The sequence below is a fragment of the Flavobacterium sp. XS2P24 genome, from assembly GCF_030010285.1.
Classification (GTDB): domain Bacteria; phylum Bacteroidota; class Bacteroidia; order Flavobacteriales; family Flavobacteriaceae; genus Flavobacterium; species Flavobacterium algoritolerans.
Map to the genome: position 1 here is coordinate 143,204 of NZ_JASCRU010000002.1, position 18,291 is coordinate 161,494.

Here is an 18,291-nt window from a genome sequence, read left to right on the forward strand (position 1 = left end):
TTTGTATGTAATTTCTGTTAATCAAAATACAATATTTTTAAAAGTTAGGAGTTATCTTATTATTTTTACTTCAAATATATCTAACCCTATGAGAAAAATCAACAATTTAGTACTCGGAATCATGCTGTTTCCATTGGCTGTTTTTGCACAGCAAATGGATTATTCAAAGGCAATTCCTTTTGATCCTAGTGTAAAAACAGGCAAGCTTGAAAATGGCTTAACCTATTACATCAAGAAAAATGCCAAACCAGAAAAAAAAGTAGATCTTAGGCTGGTTGTCAATGCTGGTTCTATCCTTGAGGAGAATGACCAACAAGGATTGGCTCACTTTATGGAGCACATGTGTTTTAATGGAACCAAGCGCTTTCCTAAAAATCAATTAGTTGATTATTTGCAAAGTATTGGTGTAAAGTTTGGGCAACACTTAAATGCGTATACCAGTTTTGATGAAACGGTTTATTTTTTACCAATTCCATCTGACAGTCCTGAAAAATTAGAAAAAGGATTTCAAATTATTGAAGATTGGGCTTTTAATACCGTTTTGACACCAGAAGAAATCGATAAAGAAAGAGGCGTAGTTTTAGAAGAATACAGATTGGGTTTAGGTGCTCAAAAAAGAATGTTGGGCCGCTACATTTCAAAAATGATGCATGAGTCACACTATGCAGAGCGTTTGCCAATTGGTCAAAAAGAAATTTTAGAGAAATTTAAACACCAATCGTTAATTAATTTCTACAAAGATTGGTATCGTCCTAATTTGATGAGCGTAATTGTTGTTGGTGATATTGATGTTGCAGAAATGGAGAAGAAAATCATTTCTCATTTTTCAAGTTATAAAAATCCAACCAAAGAAAAACCTAGAAAATTTTATGACGTTCCTAATCACAAGGAAACTTTTGTAGCTGTTGAAAGTGATAAAGAAGCTTCAAGTGCTCAAGTACAATTGATTTACAAAGATTATGGAGCTCCAAAACCTATCGTGAATATTGGAGATTTCAAAAATTATATTGTTGAAGGATTGTTCTCTACGCTTTTAAATACGCGCTTGGATGAACTTACAAATTCAGCTACACCTCCATTTACCTATGGATATTCGTATTATGGCGGAACTTTTGCCAGAAATAAAAAAGCGTATCAGTCTGTGGCAATGTCTCAAGAAGATAAGCAATTAAGTGCTTTGAAAGTATTGATAACTGAAAATGAAAGAGCTAAGAAATTTGGATTTACACAAGGTGAATTAGATCGTTCAAAATTAGAATTTCTTGCTTCTATTGAAAAAGCATACAACGACAGAGATAAAACCAACTCAGTTAATTTTGTTGGAGAATACCAAGCTAATTTCTTAGAAAAAGAACCAGTTCCCGGAATTGAATGGACGTATCAAACGATGAAACAATTGATGCCTTTGATTGATTTAAAGGATGTAAATAGCTTAATTAAAGATTACGTAAAAGAAGACAACCGAGTCATTATTCTTACTGGCCCTGAAAAAGAAGGTTTGAAAAAAGTGACAGAACAACAAGTTCTTGATGCTTTGAAAATTAATACTGATGATATTAAGCCTTATGAAGATGCTGCCGTTGCGACAAGTTTGATAAGAAACGAAGTTAAACCAGGTACGATTGTTAGTCGTGAAAGTAATGCTAAAATTGGAACAAAAACATTAGTATTGTCCAATGGTGTGAAAGTAACGTATAAGAATACAGATTTCAAAAATGATGAGGTTCTTTTTGAGGCGGTTAGTCTTGGAGGAACTAATTTATACTCTAATGAGGATATGAAAAAAGTTCAATTTGCTAACGGAGCCTTGGCGGAAGCCGGATTCTCAGGATTGAAATTGAATGATATCAATAAATTCATGACGGGTAAAATAGCAAGAGTAAACCCATATATAGGTGGAACAACTGAAGGTTTAAGAGGAAATTCTACTCCGAAGGATTTAGAATATTTGTTCCAAATGACGCATGCTTATTTCACAGATTTAAATATGGATGTGACCGCTTTTGAAGGCTACAAACAAAAGCAATCGGCTTTCTTTAACAATATGGCTTCACAACCTAGTTTTTATTTTCAACAAGAGTTTTATACGTATTTGAATAAAGAGAATCCTAGATTTAATGGATTGATTCCTTCTGAAAAAACTTGGGGAGAAACAGATTATGCATTAGCGTACAAAAAATACAAAGAGCGTTTTGCCAATGCTGCTGATTTTGAGTTTTATTTCGTTGGAAACATTGATGATAAAACTTTAGAAGCGTATTCTGTTAAATATTTAGCGTCTTTACCTGCGACTGATAAAAAAGAGAAAGCCGTAGATTTAGGTTATAGAATGCTAAAAGGAGATTTGAAAAAAGTCGTTAATAAAGGAACAGACCCTAAAAGTAACGTAACGATCATGTATTATGGAGATGCAAAATATTCTGCAAAAGATGCGATGAGTATGCAAGCATTAGGAGAAGTTTTGACTATAAAACTAATCGAGCAATTGCGTGAAAATGAAAGCGGTGTTTATGGTGTTTCTGCAAGAGGAAGCATGAATAAAGTTCCAAATGGATCGTACAGTTTTACAATTGGTTTCCCATGTGGACCAGATAATGCTGAAAAATTGACAGCTTCTGCTTTAAAAGAACTTCAAAATATTATCGATAAAGGACCAGATGAAAAAGATGTGGCTAAATTTAAAGAAGGAGAATTAGCTGATTTTAGAAAAGACAGTAAAGAAAACAGATATTGGTTGTCTAATTTCACTAGATCATACACCAATGGAAGTAGCGCTGAAGAAGTCTTGAAATTTGAAGAAACTGTAAACGCAGTAACGGCTAAAGATATTCAAGATATTGCAAAAAAATATCTTACAAAAGATAAAGTAATTGGAATGTTGATGCCAGAAAAAAAATAAACCAACTCAATTTATAAACTAAAAACCTGCTAAAATTAACTTTAGCAGGTTTTTTTATAGTGTAAATTATTTAAAACAAACCGGAATAATTTCCCCTTTGGCTAAACAATATTTTTCTACTAATTCAGGTGCAATTTTATTTGTGTAATCTTCTTCAATTACTTTAAACCCAATGCTTCGTAATTTGTCAAAATAATCACGGCCATAAATACGAACGTGATCGTATTGACCAAAGATTTTAGCGCGTTCTTTTTGATCTGTAATGGAATCATCGGCAAAAGTTGTTGCTCTGGATAAATCCTGCGGAATTTGTAAAATAGCCATTCCACCTGGCTTCAAAACCCGATACAATTCCTGCATGGCTTTCGTGTCATCCGGAATGTGTTCTAAAACATGATTGCACAGAATAACATCATATTGATTGTCTTCAAAAGGTAAATTACAAATATCAGCTTTCACATCAGCAAGAGGTGAAAATAAGTCTGTTGTAGTATAGTCCAGATTTTTCTGGTTTCTAAACAATTTATAAAAAGCTTGTTCTGGCGCAAAATGCAATACTTTCTTTTTTGCTGCCGAAGTAAAAAAGTCAGTTTCATTATTTAAATACAACCACAATAAACGATGTCTTTCCAGAGAAAGTGTACTTGGGGAAAGCACATTATTTCTTTGTGTTTCGTATCCATAAGGCAACATCGATTTGAAACTTTTCCCGTCAATAGGATCAGTGAATGTAGTTCCTTTCAAGGCAAATGCAAGAACTGGTCGTGCCACATAACTTAAGCGAATAAGTATAGGACGCGGAATAGTATTGAGTACAAGTTTAAATAGTTTTTTCATTGTTAGATACCAAATGTGCTTTTAAATTTATTGTTGTCGATAACTTTAAGTTTTGAGAAAAAGTGCTTATATTCAATGTTTAATTCCTTTTCCATTAATGAAAACGTTTGTAATCTTGCAGGAGTGCAATTTTGGTTATAGACAAAATAGATTTGGAAAGTGTCATTCGGAAAACGCATTTGTTCCGTAAATCCATTTTTGAAAATATAATTGTAAAATGAAATGATACTTTCAGTGGCTTTTAATCTAAATTCTATTTTTTTTATAGCACTACTTTTGAATTCAACAAAAATCACCTTTTCGTCCTTAAAATAAACTGTGTCAGCAGTTTTTATTTCGATACTAGTCGTGTCCTTAGTTTTTACTTTCGGATTAATTGTGTCAAAATCAAAACTTAATTTTTGTGAATTTATCAGATATTTTGTGACTAAAACTTCATTTATCTTTTCTTGATACCAAGAAATTTCTTGTAAGGTTTTCTTAGTTACATTATTTTGAAAGTGTTCTTGAATATCGTTAATCCTCATCATTGATATCTTGAATTTTATAAAAAGCACCGGAAATTGAACTCAAAATAGGAGTAATGTCTTTTGTTACATCAATAATTTTAGAAGACAAACCATCTTCATTTTTCTCTGCAAAATAAAAATTAGTTGACTTTTCGTATTTGTATTTTTTAACAAAACCCTCTAATGCTTCAATAAAATAGGGACTGTGAGAAGTTAATACCATAGGAATATCGAAATCTTTAGATAAAATAACTAAGATTTCAGCAAATTTTACTTGCCAAATTGGGTGCAAATGTACTTCAGGTTCGTCAATTATTAGTAAAGTTCTGTTGTTAAGTCTATTGTTTTTTAATAATAATTGAATTATACCAAAGCTCTTGATGCCGACAGCTGTATTTTTAATTGCAATATCTTGATTGTTTTTTTTATAACGGACTCCATCTAATAAGTCTATAGTGATTTCTCCATTTATTATTTCAGAAACTTTATTGTATATATTGGAATAATCTAATGTATTAACCTGTATAGGATTTGATAAAGATTTCGCTAATTCTTCTTGACGACTTCTAGAGTAGCTTTGAAAATTGTCTTTACCTACAAATCTTTGCAAAGATTCATCAATAATTAAAGGACTTTCGATATAATATGCTTCTTTGTAATATGTTTCTAAATTTTTATCTAAAGAAAGAAAAATGTATTCAGTGTTAATATTTTTATAACGGTCTTCAATTATAGTACTTCCCAATAAATCTTCAATTTCTATTTTGAATTCTTTTTTAGGAGTATTAAATATGTTATATAATGTAGATGTTTCAGTACTTATCCATCTTTCAATTTCGTCCTGCTTTTGCTCAATAGTGTTGTATTTACTTTTGAATTGTTTTTTTAAACGTGATATTTTATCTAGGATTGATTTTTTTATCTCATCAGGAATTGGGTCTTTTGAAACTAGCATATCAATTTGATTGATCCATATATCGTTTATTTCTTTGGTTTGATATTCAGATATATCTTCATTCCAGTTCTTTTTTAATTCTTTTAGTATATCTTGATAATAATAAGAAACAATCCTGTTTTTATTTTCGTAAAAAATATTTTCATTTAAATTAAATCCTTTCACAATAGAATACAAAACCTTTCCAATAGTACTTTTCCCAGAATCGTTTTGACCTGCAATTAAAGTAATTCCATCAACATTAATATCTGCCTCTTCAATAATTCCAATATTTTGAAGTTTTATTCTCATTGTGTTATTTTTTTATAAAAGTAGTTATTTTTTAACTTAATTTAAATCATGTTCTTTATGAAATCTGTGTTTATAAAACCAGCGGTTCTCCTCTAAACTCATCTTCTTCATTACTAACAATTCCTAATGCTTTGTAGATGTATCCAAAAGTCGATAATATCTCCGGTTTTCCATCAATAATGGCTACGTCATGCTCAAAGTGGGCACTTGGTTTTCCATCGGCAGTAAGGATTGTCCAGCCGTCTTTTAATTGTTTGATGTTTCGGGTTCCCATATTAATCATCGGTTCAATAGCGACAACCATTCCTTCTACAAAAAGTTTTCCTCTTCCTTTTTTACCATAATTAGGCATTTCAGGATCTTCATGCATTTTTTGTCCTACGCCATGACCTACTAATTCACGAACAACGCCATAACCATGCGCTTCTGTATATTTTTGAATTGCATTTCCTACGTCTTCTACACGATTTCCTAATTTGAATTCGCGGATTCCAACATATAAAGATTCTTTGGTTACCTGCAATAATTTTTTTGTTTCAGGAGCGACTTCACCTATTTCAAAAGAATAGGCATGATCGCCATGGTATCCATTTTTATATGCGCCACAATCTACGGAGATTACATCACCACTTTTTAAAGGTGTATTGTTTGGGATTCCATGAACTACTTGTGCGTTTGGACTCATGCAAAGTGAATTCGGGAAACCATATAATCCAAGAAAACTTGGTTCAGCTCCATGGTCACGAATGAATGTTTCGGCTAATTTATCCAGGTATAAAGTCGTAACTCCTTCTTTTATTTCAGAAGCAATCATTCCTAATGTTTTTGATACGATTAAGGCACTTTCGCGCATTAATTCTATTTCTTCACGTGATTTTACTATAATCATAATTTCGAATTTTCAGTTTGCAAAAGTACAATTTTATAAATTATTTAATCCGGATTAGCCATTATTTTAAAAAGCTCTGAATTTGAAATGTAAAAACGGTTCTCCAAAGCTATCTTTGAAAGTTGTGCGCTGACTAAATTATTCTCTCTGGTGTTAATTAAAAATAAGGAACTTTCTCCAAAAGAAAATAATCTTTCCTCTGAATTTAACATCGTGAGATTATCCTGAACCAAACCTTTGATTAGTTCCTTTTGTCTTAGCAAGGATTCAATTTCGATCCTTTGTGCATTTATTTTATTGGTCAGTTGTACTTTTTCTAAATCCAATGTAAATTCAGTTTCCTGTACTTTATACTTCGCCAGTTTCAAACTTCCGCGTTCTTTTCTAAGAAACAAAGGGAAATAAAAATCCAATCCAATTTTATAATCCTCAAATTGATAATTATCAATGTAACTGGGTTCTGAAATATAGGAGTAACCCACATCAATTTTTGGCAAAAGCATATTGGCCTTTAATTTTTTTTCCACATTTAGCATGTCAATCTTGCTTTGCAATGCATTGATTTTTGGGTGATTGGTAATGGAGAAATTTGTATTCAATAAATCATTCGTTTTTAAACTTTTCTGAATCGTAAATTCCAATTGCGTTTCGGGAATCAATTCATCGGATATTTCCAATGGAATATTGTTTTCCAACCAAAGAAAATTAGAAAGTTCTAATTTGGCTTTAGCCAATTTAAGCTTGGAGTCTTCCAGATTCAGGATTCTGTTTTTTACAATAATTCCCGCTTCAACGCTGTCAATTGCAGGTTTGTCACCTTGCTGGATTAACGACTGAATTCCTTTGAACCTAATTTGTGCATTCTTGTTGTATTCTTCATACAATTGCACTTCATTGAAGTTTTTCTTCCAATTAAAGTAAGCCAAAGAAGCATCATATAAAACTGTAATAGCTTGCAGTTTTCTTTCTGCTTGGCTCAATTGTATTTGCATTTTTGCTTTTCGAACATCAGCCATTCTTTGATTAATAAACAAACCTTGTCCAAGCGGAACCGTTACGCCCAACGAGGTTAATCCTTGATTTGGAAGTGTGTTTTGGGGATTCAAATAAACACCTTCACTATTGTCAAATCCAGCTTTAATCTCGATTCCATACCAAGTTGGGATTTTGAAACTGCTGTTCAAAATGGAATAATATTCCTTGTCTTTGAATTGTTTTTTACTGAAATCTACTTCAATTTTTGGATCAAATCCACCACGAGCCATCATCAAATTAGCTTGTGCTTTATTGATTTCCAAGTTGGCATTCTTCACCAGCGGATGGTATTTTTTCACATACCCCAGAAACTCGGTGTAGGTAAGTTCTTTTGATGCGATTTCTTGAGCAGTTACAGAAAAACCAAAGAATAAAAGCGCTAAAAATACATGTTTCATTATTTCTTTTCTTTTGTGGTTTTGGTCGTTGGTTTGTAATAATTTGGCGGAAATCCGTTCAATGTCCTCCAAATTTCAAACCAAACTGGAACGTTATCTAACAAAGCAATAGTTTGCGCTCCGGCTCCTATACTTAATTGTTTCGGCCATTTGGCTTCTTTTTTATCGGGAGCGATTAATACGCGGTATTTCCCATTTTCACTGATGAAATTTTCAATAGCAACAATTTCTCCACCAAAAGTTCCATAAGACATATCAGGCCATCCTGAAAATACAATTGTTGGCCATCCATCAAACCAAACCCGAACTTTTTCTCCTTTGGTTAATAGAGGCAAGTCAATTGGGTTTACAAAAGTTTCTACCGCTATATCATATTCGGATGGCATTATGGTTGCAATTGGCGTTCCTTCTTTTATGGTTTCCCCAATACCGGACTGCAACGCCCTGTTGATATAACCACTTTGCGATGCTTTGATATAATACATTCCATTACGAATGCTGTAATTTGCATATTGATTTTCGAGTTTGTTTACTTGGGCATCAGTGTCGTATTGACTGCTGAGTGCTGTGTATTTATCACTATTCGCTTTGGAAACTTTCTCTGCATACTCAGCGCTTATTCTGTTTATTTCAACTTTGGCGTTGATAAATTCGTTTTTGCTGGTTAAGTATTTGTTTTCCTGCGTGATAATTTTAGCTTCGACTTCTTGTAATTTTAGTCTTTTTTCTTCAATATCAGTAAGTGGTTTTAGTCCTTCTTTATTCAGCTGAACGGAACGATCGTATTGTGTATTGGCAATTCTCAGCTGGGTTTTTACAGCAACAAGATCCATACTGTCACTCTTAATTTTTAAAAGAGATTGTTTAATTTTATTTTGTGCTTGTTCCAGTTTTAAGACCTTTTCCGTTTCAATGTTCTGAATTTGGCCGGAAAGTGTACTTACTTTAGAACCATACGATTGTAAAGATTGTTTCTTGGCATTCATTTGGTTTCTAGTGTTTTCCACTAAATTAGGATCCATATAATCCTCTTTTATTTCAGAGATAAACAGGATTGTATCGCCTTTATTGACAAAATCACCTTCTTGGACATACCATTTTTCAAGTCGGCCAGAAATCACACTCTGAATAGATTGTGGTCTTTGGTCCGGTTTTAATGTTGTTACACTTCCAGTTCCTGAAATGTTTTGTGTCCAAGGGAGAAAAAGTGCCACTAAAGCTACTATTGAAACACCAGCTATAATTTTATTTAAAATTCTGTAATGCGGTCTGTTAGCCAAGTTTTTAATGGTCTCGTAACGGTCTAACGGTTGCAGTTTTGTTTTGTTATCAGATATATTTAGCATGACTAATTATTTTTTAAATCAAGTTGAATCACCCCATTTTGCATAATGATTCGTCTATTACATTTGGTTCTCCAATATGGATTTTTTGAAGAAACGATAATCGTCCATTTGTTTTTTTCGGAAGTGATGAAGTCAATAACTTCATTAGCTATTTCTTCATCCATCATGTCTGTTGGATCTTCATAAAAAAGCACTTTTGGCTTATGGATGATGCTTCTGGCCAGTAGCACTTTTTGTGCATTAGAAGACGATAATTGTTTTCCTTCCGGAAAAATGCGTGTCTCCAGACCTTTTGGCAATGATTTGATGAATGACGAAAGTTGGACGCCTTCAATGGCCCATCTTAAATCTTCAGTGCTTACCGAGTTGTCATTGAAGGTGATGTTAGCTAACAGCGTTCCTTCAAATGGTGTTTCGCCTTGAATAATGCTGCCTATTTGGGAGCGGTATTGTTTCAGGTTGATTTTTCTGAACGTATCATCATTGATGAAAAAAGAACCAGATGTAGGCTGCAATAAACCGGACAATATTCGAATCAGTGTTGTTTTTCCGGAACCATTGTCTCCTGCTATTGCAATTTTGTCCCCTTGCTCAATTTTCAAGGAAATGTTGCTCAGTATTTCTTTGTCTGAATCCGGGAATTTAAAACTAAGATTTTCTGTTTCCAATGAAATATTAGCATAACAAGTATCACTTTTGAACGTGGTTTCTTCCTCTAATTCCAAGTCGGTTACTTGACCAATTTTTTCAACTGAAGTCAGTACATCGTAGAATGTTTCGAGTCCGAGTATTATTTTTTCAACCGAATTGATGACTAATAAAATGATTATTTCTGCAGCTACAAATTGCCCAATATTCATTTGTTGGGACAATACTAAAAATCCTCCAATCGACAATAAACTTGCAGTGATTAAGATTTTAAAAATAATCAGTTGTGTGAACTGTCTTTGCATGATTTTAAAATGTTTTTCGCGATAATTCAAATAATCACTAACCAAATTATTGTTTTTTTGTAAACCATAATTATAGTTGAGGTCATTTTTGAAACTGAAATTATTTCGAGCCATTTCTTGCAACCAGCCAGCCACTTTATATTTGAATTTAGACTCTTTTAAGCTGGTTTCCAGTCCGGATTTATAGGAAAATTTGAATATAAAGTACAAAAGAAAAAACAGTAAAACTCCAAATACAATAAAATACGGATGGTACAAAGACAATAAAATCAAGCCGAAAGCAATTTGTAAGAGAGCCGCCGAAAAATCGATTAATAGCTTTGAAGTTCCTTTTTGGATGGTCATCGTATCAAAAAAACGATTGGCTAATTCTGGTGGATATGAATTGTATAATTGATCTGTTTTTATTTTTGGCAAGCGAGCAGCAAATTCAAAGGAGGAACGAACAAATATTTTTTGCTGTAAATTTTCGGTGATTCGGAGTTGCATTAAAGATAAAATTCCAACTAATGCAACCCCAAAAACCACTAAAATAATTAAAACTATCCAAGAAGCGCTAACTCTTCCAGATTGTATAAAGTTCGTGATTGCTTGAATTCCTAATGGAAGTGACAAGCTGATTAATCCGGCAAAAATGGCATAGAAAAATATTTGATAGACATCTTTTTTGTCTAATTGAAGTAAGTTGTAAAAACGTCTTAATGGAGTCATGGTAGTTTTTTTAGTTTATCGAAGGACATTTTTGGCAAGATTCAAGTAAAATTCAGTGGTACTCACGGATTCATTACAATCGGTAATCGTTTTTAGATGTTCCATTAGAAAATGCTGATGCAAATTTCCTTCAACTATAGTAGAAACTAGTGATTTTGCAAAAGGATATTCTGGATTGACTTCTTTTACTATGCCTACAATTCGATTAATTACTCTTTTGTAAATCAGAAAAAAACCTTCCTTGTTTTCCTGATCTACTTCTTTTGTTTGCACTGTTTTTGTGAATTCAGCAATGATGATTTTATTCAAAATAGCTTCATTGATGTGCTCTGTGTTTGTGTCATCAGTAACTTTTTCAGTTACGATAGTGATTGCTTTGCTGAGTTTTTCGGTTGGATCAGCAATATTTGTCGTGGCAAAAACTAGTTTATATTCCATCCAACTCCAGTACCAAGAGGATAAATAAACTAATAGTTTATGTTTGTTTTCAAAGTAGCGATAAATGGAACTTTCGTTAGAACCAATTTTTTCTCCTAACTTTTTGAATGTAAAATTATCGAATCCAATTTCGTCTATCAAAAGGATACTTTGTTCTACAATTTTTTTACCCAAAGAAGACGTTTCTGGATCCTTCACATAGATTTTCTCGTTGACTTGTATTTTTAAATTGGATAGTATTGTATTCATAATTGATAATATTTTATGCAAATATAATAGTATTACTATCAATAATGAGATTTTAACTTTTATTTATAAAAAAAGCTACTCGTATGGAGTAGCTTTTAATTAAAATATTGGTTGTTGGTTTTGTTTAAAGTAAAGAATGACAAGTCATTACCTCAGGTTTTTCTACTCCCATTAATTCCAAGATGGTTGGAGCAATATCGCCAAGAACTCCATCATGAATCGCTCTTAAGTCTTTGTCCACTAAAATAATTGGAACTGGATTTGTTGTATGTGCTGTATTTGGGCTTCCGTCAGGATTAATCATCGTTTCACAATTCCCGTGATCTGCAATTACAATAGTCGTATAATTGTGCGCTAATGCTGTTGTAATTACTTTTTCAACGCATTTATCAACTGCTTCACAGGCTTGTATCGCTGCACTCATGATCCCGGTATGACCTACCATGTCACCATTGGCAAAATTAAGACAAACAAAATCTACTTCTTCTTTCTCCAATTCCGGAACTAAAGCATCTGTCAATTCAAAGGCACTCATTTCTGGCTGTAAGTCATAAGTGGCAACCTTTGGAGAATTTTTCAAAATGCGGCTTTCGCCAATAAACGGTTGTTCTCTTCCACCAGAAAAGAAGAAAGTAACGTGAGGATATTTCTCCGTTTCGGCTATACGAATTTGTTTTTTATGCGCTTTTTCTAGAACCTCACCAAGAGTTTCAGTAATATTATCTTTATTATAAACGACTTTTACATTTTGGTAAGTTTCGTCATAATTAGTAAGGGTTACATAATACAAGTTTAACTTGTGCATGTTCTCCTCATGAAAATCTTGTTGTGATAGCGCTTCGGTTAATTCTCTTCCTCTGTCTGTTCTGAAATTGAAAAAGATAACCACATCGTCTTCTTCAATTGTAGCCAATGGTTTGTCATTTTCATCAACTATAACCGTTGGATGAATAAATTCATCGGTTACATTAACCTCATAACTTTCTTCGATGGAAGTAACTGCATTTGTTGAATGAGTTCCAATTCCGTTGACCAATAAATCGTAGGCAAGTTTTACTCTTTCCCAACGTTTGTCACGGTCCATTGCATAATAACGTCCCACAACCGAAGCCAGTTTCACGGAAGTATTAGCGATATAATCCTGTAAATCCTGAATATAATGTTTACCAGATTTTGGATCTACATCACGACCGTCAGTAAAAGCGTGAACGAAAACTTTCTGTAATCCGTGTTGTTGTGTCGCATCAATCAAGCCGCGTAGATGAGAAGTATGAGAGTGTACACCTCCATCTGAAACCAGACCTAAAAAGTGTACTTTTTTATTGTTTATTCTGGCATAAGTAAAGGCGTCAACTAAAACTTGCTCCTTTGCTAAAGTGTCGTGTGCAACGGCAAGGTTAATTTTGGCTAAATCCTGATAGACAATTCTACCTGCACCAAGATTCATATGTCCTACTTCACTGTTTCCCATTTGCCCCTCAGGAAGTCCAACATTTAATCCGTCAGTTCGAAGCTGGGCGCTTGGATAATTTCTATATAAACTGTTAATAAATGGCACATTGGCATTATCAATTGCTGATACTTTAGGGTCAGGAGATTTTCCCCAACCGTCCAAAATCATAAGAATTACTTTTTTGTTCATTGCAAATTTATTTTAAGCAAAGATAAAGCATTTCTAAAAATGTTCGAATGAATGGAAATCACTATTATACATTCGGAGGCTAACAATAACAAATAATGATTATTTTGTTGTGGAAAGTTGTCTTTTTTAAAATTAATGCATTTAGAATTTATTCTTAACTTGATTGTAATCTATAAAATAACGCACACTTATTGAGAAAACATGGCTCAATGCATCGTTATTCAGCAGATTAGTGACATTGTCTTTAAACTCTTTATTGATGTCTCTTTCAAAGGCACCAGCATTATTACGATATAAAACAGAAACTTGACTTCCTGGAGCAAACCACCAAGAATAAGACAAATCAGCATTCCAAGAATAGAAGCTCGAGTTTTTATTAGTTGTATATCCTGCAAAATCAGCGAGTCTTCCGTTTTGTTCTAATGATAAAGTATTTTTATTTTCGGCATACGACCAATATTGGCGCAACGAAATATTAAACGTCATTTGGCTGTTCAGAGAATATTTCCCAGAAAGCGTATTTGAATAGGTAATTACATTTCTATTGGCAAAAAGTATGGTGTTTGGTGTTGCCGAATTCATGTCGTCATTAATGCTGTCAATATATCCTTTATTATTGTTTTGTCTGAAAAAATTGAAGTTGTAATTCAGCGATAATTTGTCATTAAAACGATATCTTGGACCTATAGAAAAACCATAGGAATTTCTTCCTGCTTCATCAAAAAAAGCATAAGAAGGATTTACATCAATGGCAAAACTATTATTATAATTAGTGGAAACATACAGATAACCTCCAATTTTTGTTGGTTTTATTACGTATCTGTCGGCTGTTCTTGGTTCATAATAATCATATGTTTCTACCGCATTGGCATCAATCCCAATTCCAAAAAAGTGATTTTTTTTGTTTTTAGAATTTATCTCAAGATTGATATTACTGGATTGAATTTTACCCGTTTCTTTTTGAAATTGTGAGTAAAGATTAAGGTAGGCATTAAAGCTGTTAAACACCTTAGTTGGATTAAGGATTCTATAGCTCGTATTACCATATAAACTGTAATAATTAGTTTCAAAATTGATTCCCAAATCATTATTATCGAAATCTTTGGTAACAATGTTACCACCAAAACCATAACGGTATTTTCCGCTGGTTTCAGAGAAATTTAATTGTGAATTAATTCCTTTTTTATCTTCAACGTCATTGATATAACTGTATTTAAAATCTCCCGAAAGGTTATAGGTATTTTTCTTAGTATTCAAATCCCAAACTAAAGCTGTAACGTTTCCATCCCTAAAACTTCCGTTCCGAGTCACATTGGTGTTTACAAATGCAACTGAGGAATTTTTGCGAAAGCGTTGATCCAATACTAAAACATTATAGTTTGCAAGAGGTTCGACTACTTCTTTTCTTACTTCTTGTGTGTCATTATTTCGAATAGATGCTGAAGTCTTTTCGGTAACGGCATTCAATATTCCTATTCCCAATCCATTTTTGGTTCTTCCGGAAACCTTTAATGCATTGATAAGATTTATACTTGCCGGGTTGTCAATAATTTCTTCATTGGCTTCCGCGGTCGGGTAATTGATTGGGTTTCCCCCAATTCGTCTCGAATAAACCAAATTTCCTTTACTAAACAAATCGGTTCCCTCTGTAAAAAAAGGTCTGTTCTCGTTAAATTGTTGTTCAAATGGTCCTAAATTCAGAATTTGATCATCGTATTTTGTTTGTCCAAAATCAGGAATAAGAATCATATCCAGCGTAAAAGCATCGTTTATTCCATACTTCAAATCTAATCCGCCTTTGAGAGTTCCGTATGTTTTTTGTTGTGCATTAGCATTTACATAAAAGGAAGAATACGGCAAAAGGAAGAGTCGGGTGGGAGGTTTTATATTTTCAATTCCTTCTAAAACTCCTGTTTGTTGGGTGAAAGTTCCCAGTTTTGAATCAATGAAATTCCAAGTGTATTTATGACGATCACGTCTAATTTCCCTGAAAAAATTAAGTCCCCAGGTTTGTTTATTCTCACCGGAAAAACGCAATGCGGCGTATGGAATTCTCATTTCTACAACCCAGCCTTTATCCGTAATTACGGCTTTGCTTTTCCAAACGGCGTCCCAGGAATAATCCTCACCATTGGTATCGGTGGTAATGCAATCGGCTTGGCCATCTGCTGCATTGACAAAAAATTGAAAATCTTGTTGTCCATCATTAAACCCATTTATAAAAACACCAAAAAGGTCAGAAGTACCAAAATTATCCCGCTGGGTGATTTCTTTTAAAATTTTATCAGGATTTTCATCATACATAATGGCACCAATATATATGGCGTCATTGTCGTATAAAATTTTTACTTCAGTTCTCTTGTTTTCTGGAATCGCTTTGCCATTGTCTGGGTCAAACATGATGAAATCATTGGCTATTGCAGCTGTTTGCCATGTATTCTCGTCTAATTTTCCATCGATTTCAATTTTTTCCGAAATGAATTTAGTTTGTAAGACTTTTTTTTGGCTGTAGCCAAAAGCAGATAGGAATAGAAAACAAAGTAATAACTGATTTTTCATGAAACGATTGATTGATTGGTGATTGATGCAAAATTTAGAAAAACCAAAAAAGCTTCAAAGGCAACAATCACCAATCCACTGAATAGTTTGAATTAATAGACTCCCTTTTCAATTGAATGTTACAGTTTGATCGAAAAATTAAAATTTATTTTTCACGGCATTGTAATCAATGAAATAGCGAATGCTTATGGAAAGCACATTGGTTAAGTCGCTATTAAAAATACTTTTTAGATTTTTAGATAAATCTTTTTCGACTATACTTGCTCTTTCTAATCCATAGTTACGGTACAAAATGGATATTTCGCTTCCAGGAGCAAACCACCAAGAATAAGACAAATCGAAGTTCCAAGAATTAAAATTCCTGTCTTTATTTTGTGCGAAGCTAGTATTTGGAGTTAAATAACCGCTGTTTTGCAAGGTAAAGAATTCATGATTTTTAGAATACGACCAATAATAGCGAGCCGTAAGATTGATGGTCATTTTATTGTTTAAGGAATATTTTCCAGTAATATCGTTTTGAAGAATTTCTCGATTGCGTTCTGCAAATACAATTTCTGTGTCATCAAAGGCAACCCATCCACGATCATTATTCATTTTGGTGTATTCAGATGCGAAGGCTAAAGAAAATTTGTCATTGAATCGGTATTTTGGACCTAAATAAAAGCCATAATTATTTCTACCACTCTCATTGTATTTTGTAAATGTAGGTTGGATAATTAGTGTAAAAGGATTGTTGTCGTTTGAGGTGAAATTTAGAATGGTGGTCATTTTTTCTGGAAGAAATACATATCTTCCATACTCACGTGGCTCGTAAAAATCGAATGTTTTGACGGGTGTTAATTCGAATAAAAGCTCTAAAGAATCATTCCCTAATGTTGTCGCCCTTATTTCTGTCCCAAAAGCACCAGTTTGTAATTTTTTAGACGTATTGTCCACTTCAAAATTTATATATTCATTTAATCTGAAAGTATTAAAAATTTTGGTTGGATTTACTATTCTGTAGCTTGCATGTCCGTAAACATTGTGATAATTAGAATAAAAATTGATGCCTAAATCATTCACATCGTAATTTTCAGAAAGATATTTTCCAGAAAAACCGTATCTATATTGCCCACTTGTTTTTTCAAAACCAATTTCTGTTTTAAACCCATCATAGTCTTCAATGGTATTGATGGAGCTGTATTTAAAGTCACCGTATAGATTATAGGTATTTGATTTTGTGTTTAAATCAAACAATACTGCCGCAACATTTGCATCTCTAAAATCTCCGTTTCTGGTTGTATTTGCATTGACAAAAGTCACAGAAGAGTTTTGATTGAAGCGTTGGTCCAGGACAAACATATTGTAATTTGTCAAAGGTTCAATGACTTCTTGTCTAGTGTCACCTGTGTAATTATTTAAAATAGTAGCTTTAGTTTTTTCAGTAACTGCATTTAAGAATCCAATTCCTAAACCTTTTTGAGTTCTACCAGATATTTTTATTGCATTTAGTAAATTGACTGTACTAGGATAATTAGTTATTTCTTCATTTGCTGCGGTTGCTGGTTCGGTACTTGGGGCACCGCCAATTCTTCGCGAATAAAACAAACCTCCTTTGTTAAACAAATCCGTTCCTTCTGTAAAGAAAGGTCTGTTTTCTTCAAATCTTTGTTCAAAAGGCAATAGGTTTAAAATAGCATTGTCAAATTTTGTCTGTCCAAAATCAGGTACTAAAATAGCATCTAATGTAAAGGAATCATTTATACCGTATTTTATATCCAACCCAGCTTTTAAAGTCGTGTCAGAACCAATATCACTTTGTTGATAGTAAGCAGATGTATAGGGAATTAAGAAAAGTCGGGTAGGAGTTTCTATGCTTTCAATTCCTTGAAGAATTCCAGCTTGCGGAATAACAGCGCCAATTTTAGTGTCAATCCTATTCCAAGTATATTTTTGCACATCGCGCTTGATTTCACGCATGAAGTTTAATCCCCAAGTTTGTTTGTCAGCTTTCGAAAATCGTAAAGCGGCATAAGGGATTTTCATCTCCACAACCCAACCCAATTCAGTTATTGTTACTTCGCTGTCCCAAATGGCGTCCCAAGTAAAATCCTCAAGATCTTCTGTAGCTAAACAATCCATTTGAACTCCAGCGGCACTTACAAAAAACCTAAAATCTTGTTGACCGTCATTAAATCCATTTATGTAAACAGAAAAGTGATCTGAAACCCCAAAAACATCTCGTTTTGTTATTTCTCGTTGAATTTTTTCAGGTTCATTGTCATAAAGTAATGCCGATATGTAGATGGCATTGTTATCGTAGAGTACTTTTACTTCTGTCCTTTTATCGTTGCTTATTGGTTTTCCGTTGTCAGGTTCAAACATTACAAAATTGGTAGCAACTGAGGCAGATTCCCAAATTTCTTCATTTATCTTTCCATCAATTGTTATATTTTCAGTGATGGATTTTGCTTGAAGCGTTTTTTTTTGGCTGTAAGCAGTATAACTAAAGAAAATTAAACAAAATATAGCTATCGAATGGAACTTTGACATAAATTGGGATTGATTCTAAACAAAAATAACAAAATTAACATAGAAATT

12 protein-coding genes are annotated in these 18,291 nt (G+C 33.2%); 1 reads left to right on the forward strand and 11 read right to left on the reverse strand.

From position 1 onward, the window contains the following. Window positions 1-88 precede the first annotated feature (88 nt). Entirely contained in the window at window positions 89-2,899 is a 2,811-nt protein-coding gene (locus tag QLS31_RS02480; protein WP_282742342.1) for an insulinase family protein, read from the forward strand. A 66-nt stretch (window positions 2,900-2,965) separates the two neighbouring features. Here the strand turns inward: QLS31_RS02480 and QLS31_RS02485 are convergent, their stop codons facing one another. From QLS31_RS02485 to QLS31_RS02535, 11 genes are all read right to left on the reverse strand, one after another. Continuing rightward, window positions 2,966-3,736, reverse strand: coding sequence for a class I SAM-dependent methyltransferase (locus QLS31_RS02485; RefSeq protein WP_282742344.1), 771 nt, complete (start codon window positions 3,734-3,736; stop codon window positions 2,966-2,968). A 2-nt stretch (window positions 3,737-3,738) separates the two neighbouring features. After that, complete coding sequence (locus tag QLS31_RS02490) at window positions 3,739-4,266, reverse strand: hypothetical protein (RefSeq protein WP_282742346.1); 528 nt, start codon at window positions 4,264-4,266, stop codon at window positions 3,739-3,741. Further along, a complete protein-coding gene (locus QLS31_RS02495; protein WP_282742348.1) occupies window positions 4,253-5,491 on the reverse strand; it encodes an AAA family ATPase in 1,239 nt (412 codons plus the stop codon). Before QLS31_RS02495 ends, QLS31_RS02490 begins: the two co-directional genes overlap by 14 nt. Window positions 5,492-5,561: 70 nt before the next feature. Further along, window positions 5,562-6,380: a type I methionyl aminopeptidase gene (map, locus tag QLS31_RS02500; protein WP_282742350.1), complete on the reverse strand. Its 819-nt coding sequence runs from the start codon at window positions 6,378-6,380 to the stop codon at window positions 5,562-5,564. Between the two features lie 44 nt (window positions 6,381-6,424). Further along, complete coding sequence (locus QLS31_RS02505) at window positions 6,425-7,813, reverse strand: TolC family protein (RefSeq protein WP_282742352.1); 1,389 nt, start codon at window positions 7,811-7,813, stop codon at window positions 6,425-6,427. Then, entirely contained in the window at window positions 7,813-9,159 is a 1,347-nt protein-coding gene (locus QLS31_RS02510; RefSeq protein WP_282742355.1) for a biotin/lipoyl-binding protein, read from the reverse strand. Before QLS31_RS02510 ends, QLS31_RS02505 begins: the two co-directional genes overlap by 1 nt. Window positions 9,160-9,161: 2 nt before the next feature. Next, window positions 9,162-10,823, reverse strand: coding sequence for an ATP-binding cassette domain-containing protein (locus QLS31_RS02515; protein ID WP_282714844.1), 1,662 nt, complete (start codon window positions 10,821-10,823; stop codon window positions 9,162-9,164). Window positions 10,824-10,838: 15 nt separating this feature from the next. Continuing rightward, window positions 10,839-11,510: a TetR/AcrR family transcriptional regulator gene (locus QLS31_RS02520; protein WP_282742358.1), complete on the reverse strand. Its 672-nt coding sequence runs from the start codon at window positions 11,508-11,510 to the stop codon at window positions 10,839-10,841. Window positions 11,511-11,634: 124 nt separating this feature from the next. Continuing rightward, complete coding sequence (gene gpmI, locus QLS31_RS02525; protein WP_282742360.1) at window positions 11,635-13,152, reverse strand: 2,3-bisphosphoglycerate-independent phosphoglycerate mutase; 1,518 nt, start codon at window positions 13,150-13,152, stop codon at window positions 11,635-11,637. 141 nt (window positions 13,153-13,293) lie between these two features. Beyond that, on the reverse strand, window positions 13,294-15,711 hold the full coding sequence (locus tag QLS31_RS02530) for a DUF5916 domain-containing protein (protein WP_282742362.1): 2,418 nt from the start codon (window positions 15,709-15,711) through the stop codon (window positions 13,294-13,296). A gap of 138 nt (window positions 15,712-15,849) precedes the next feature. After that, the gene (locus tag QLS31_RS02535) at window positions 15,850-18,243 is read right to left on the reverse strand and encodes a DUF5916 domain-containing protein (RefSeq protein WP_282742364.1); all 2,394 of its coding nucleotides are present in this window, start codon (window positions 18,241-18,243) and stop codon (window positions 15,850-15,852) included. Window positions 18,244-18,291: the final 48 nt, after the last annotated feature.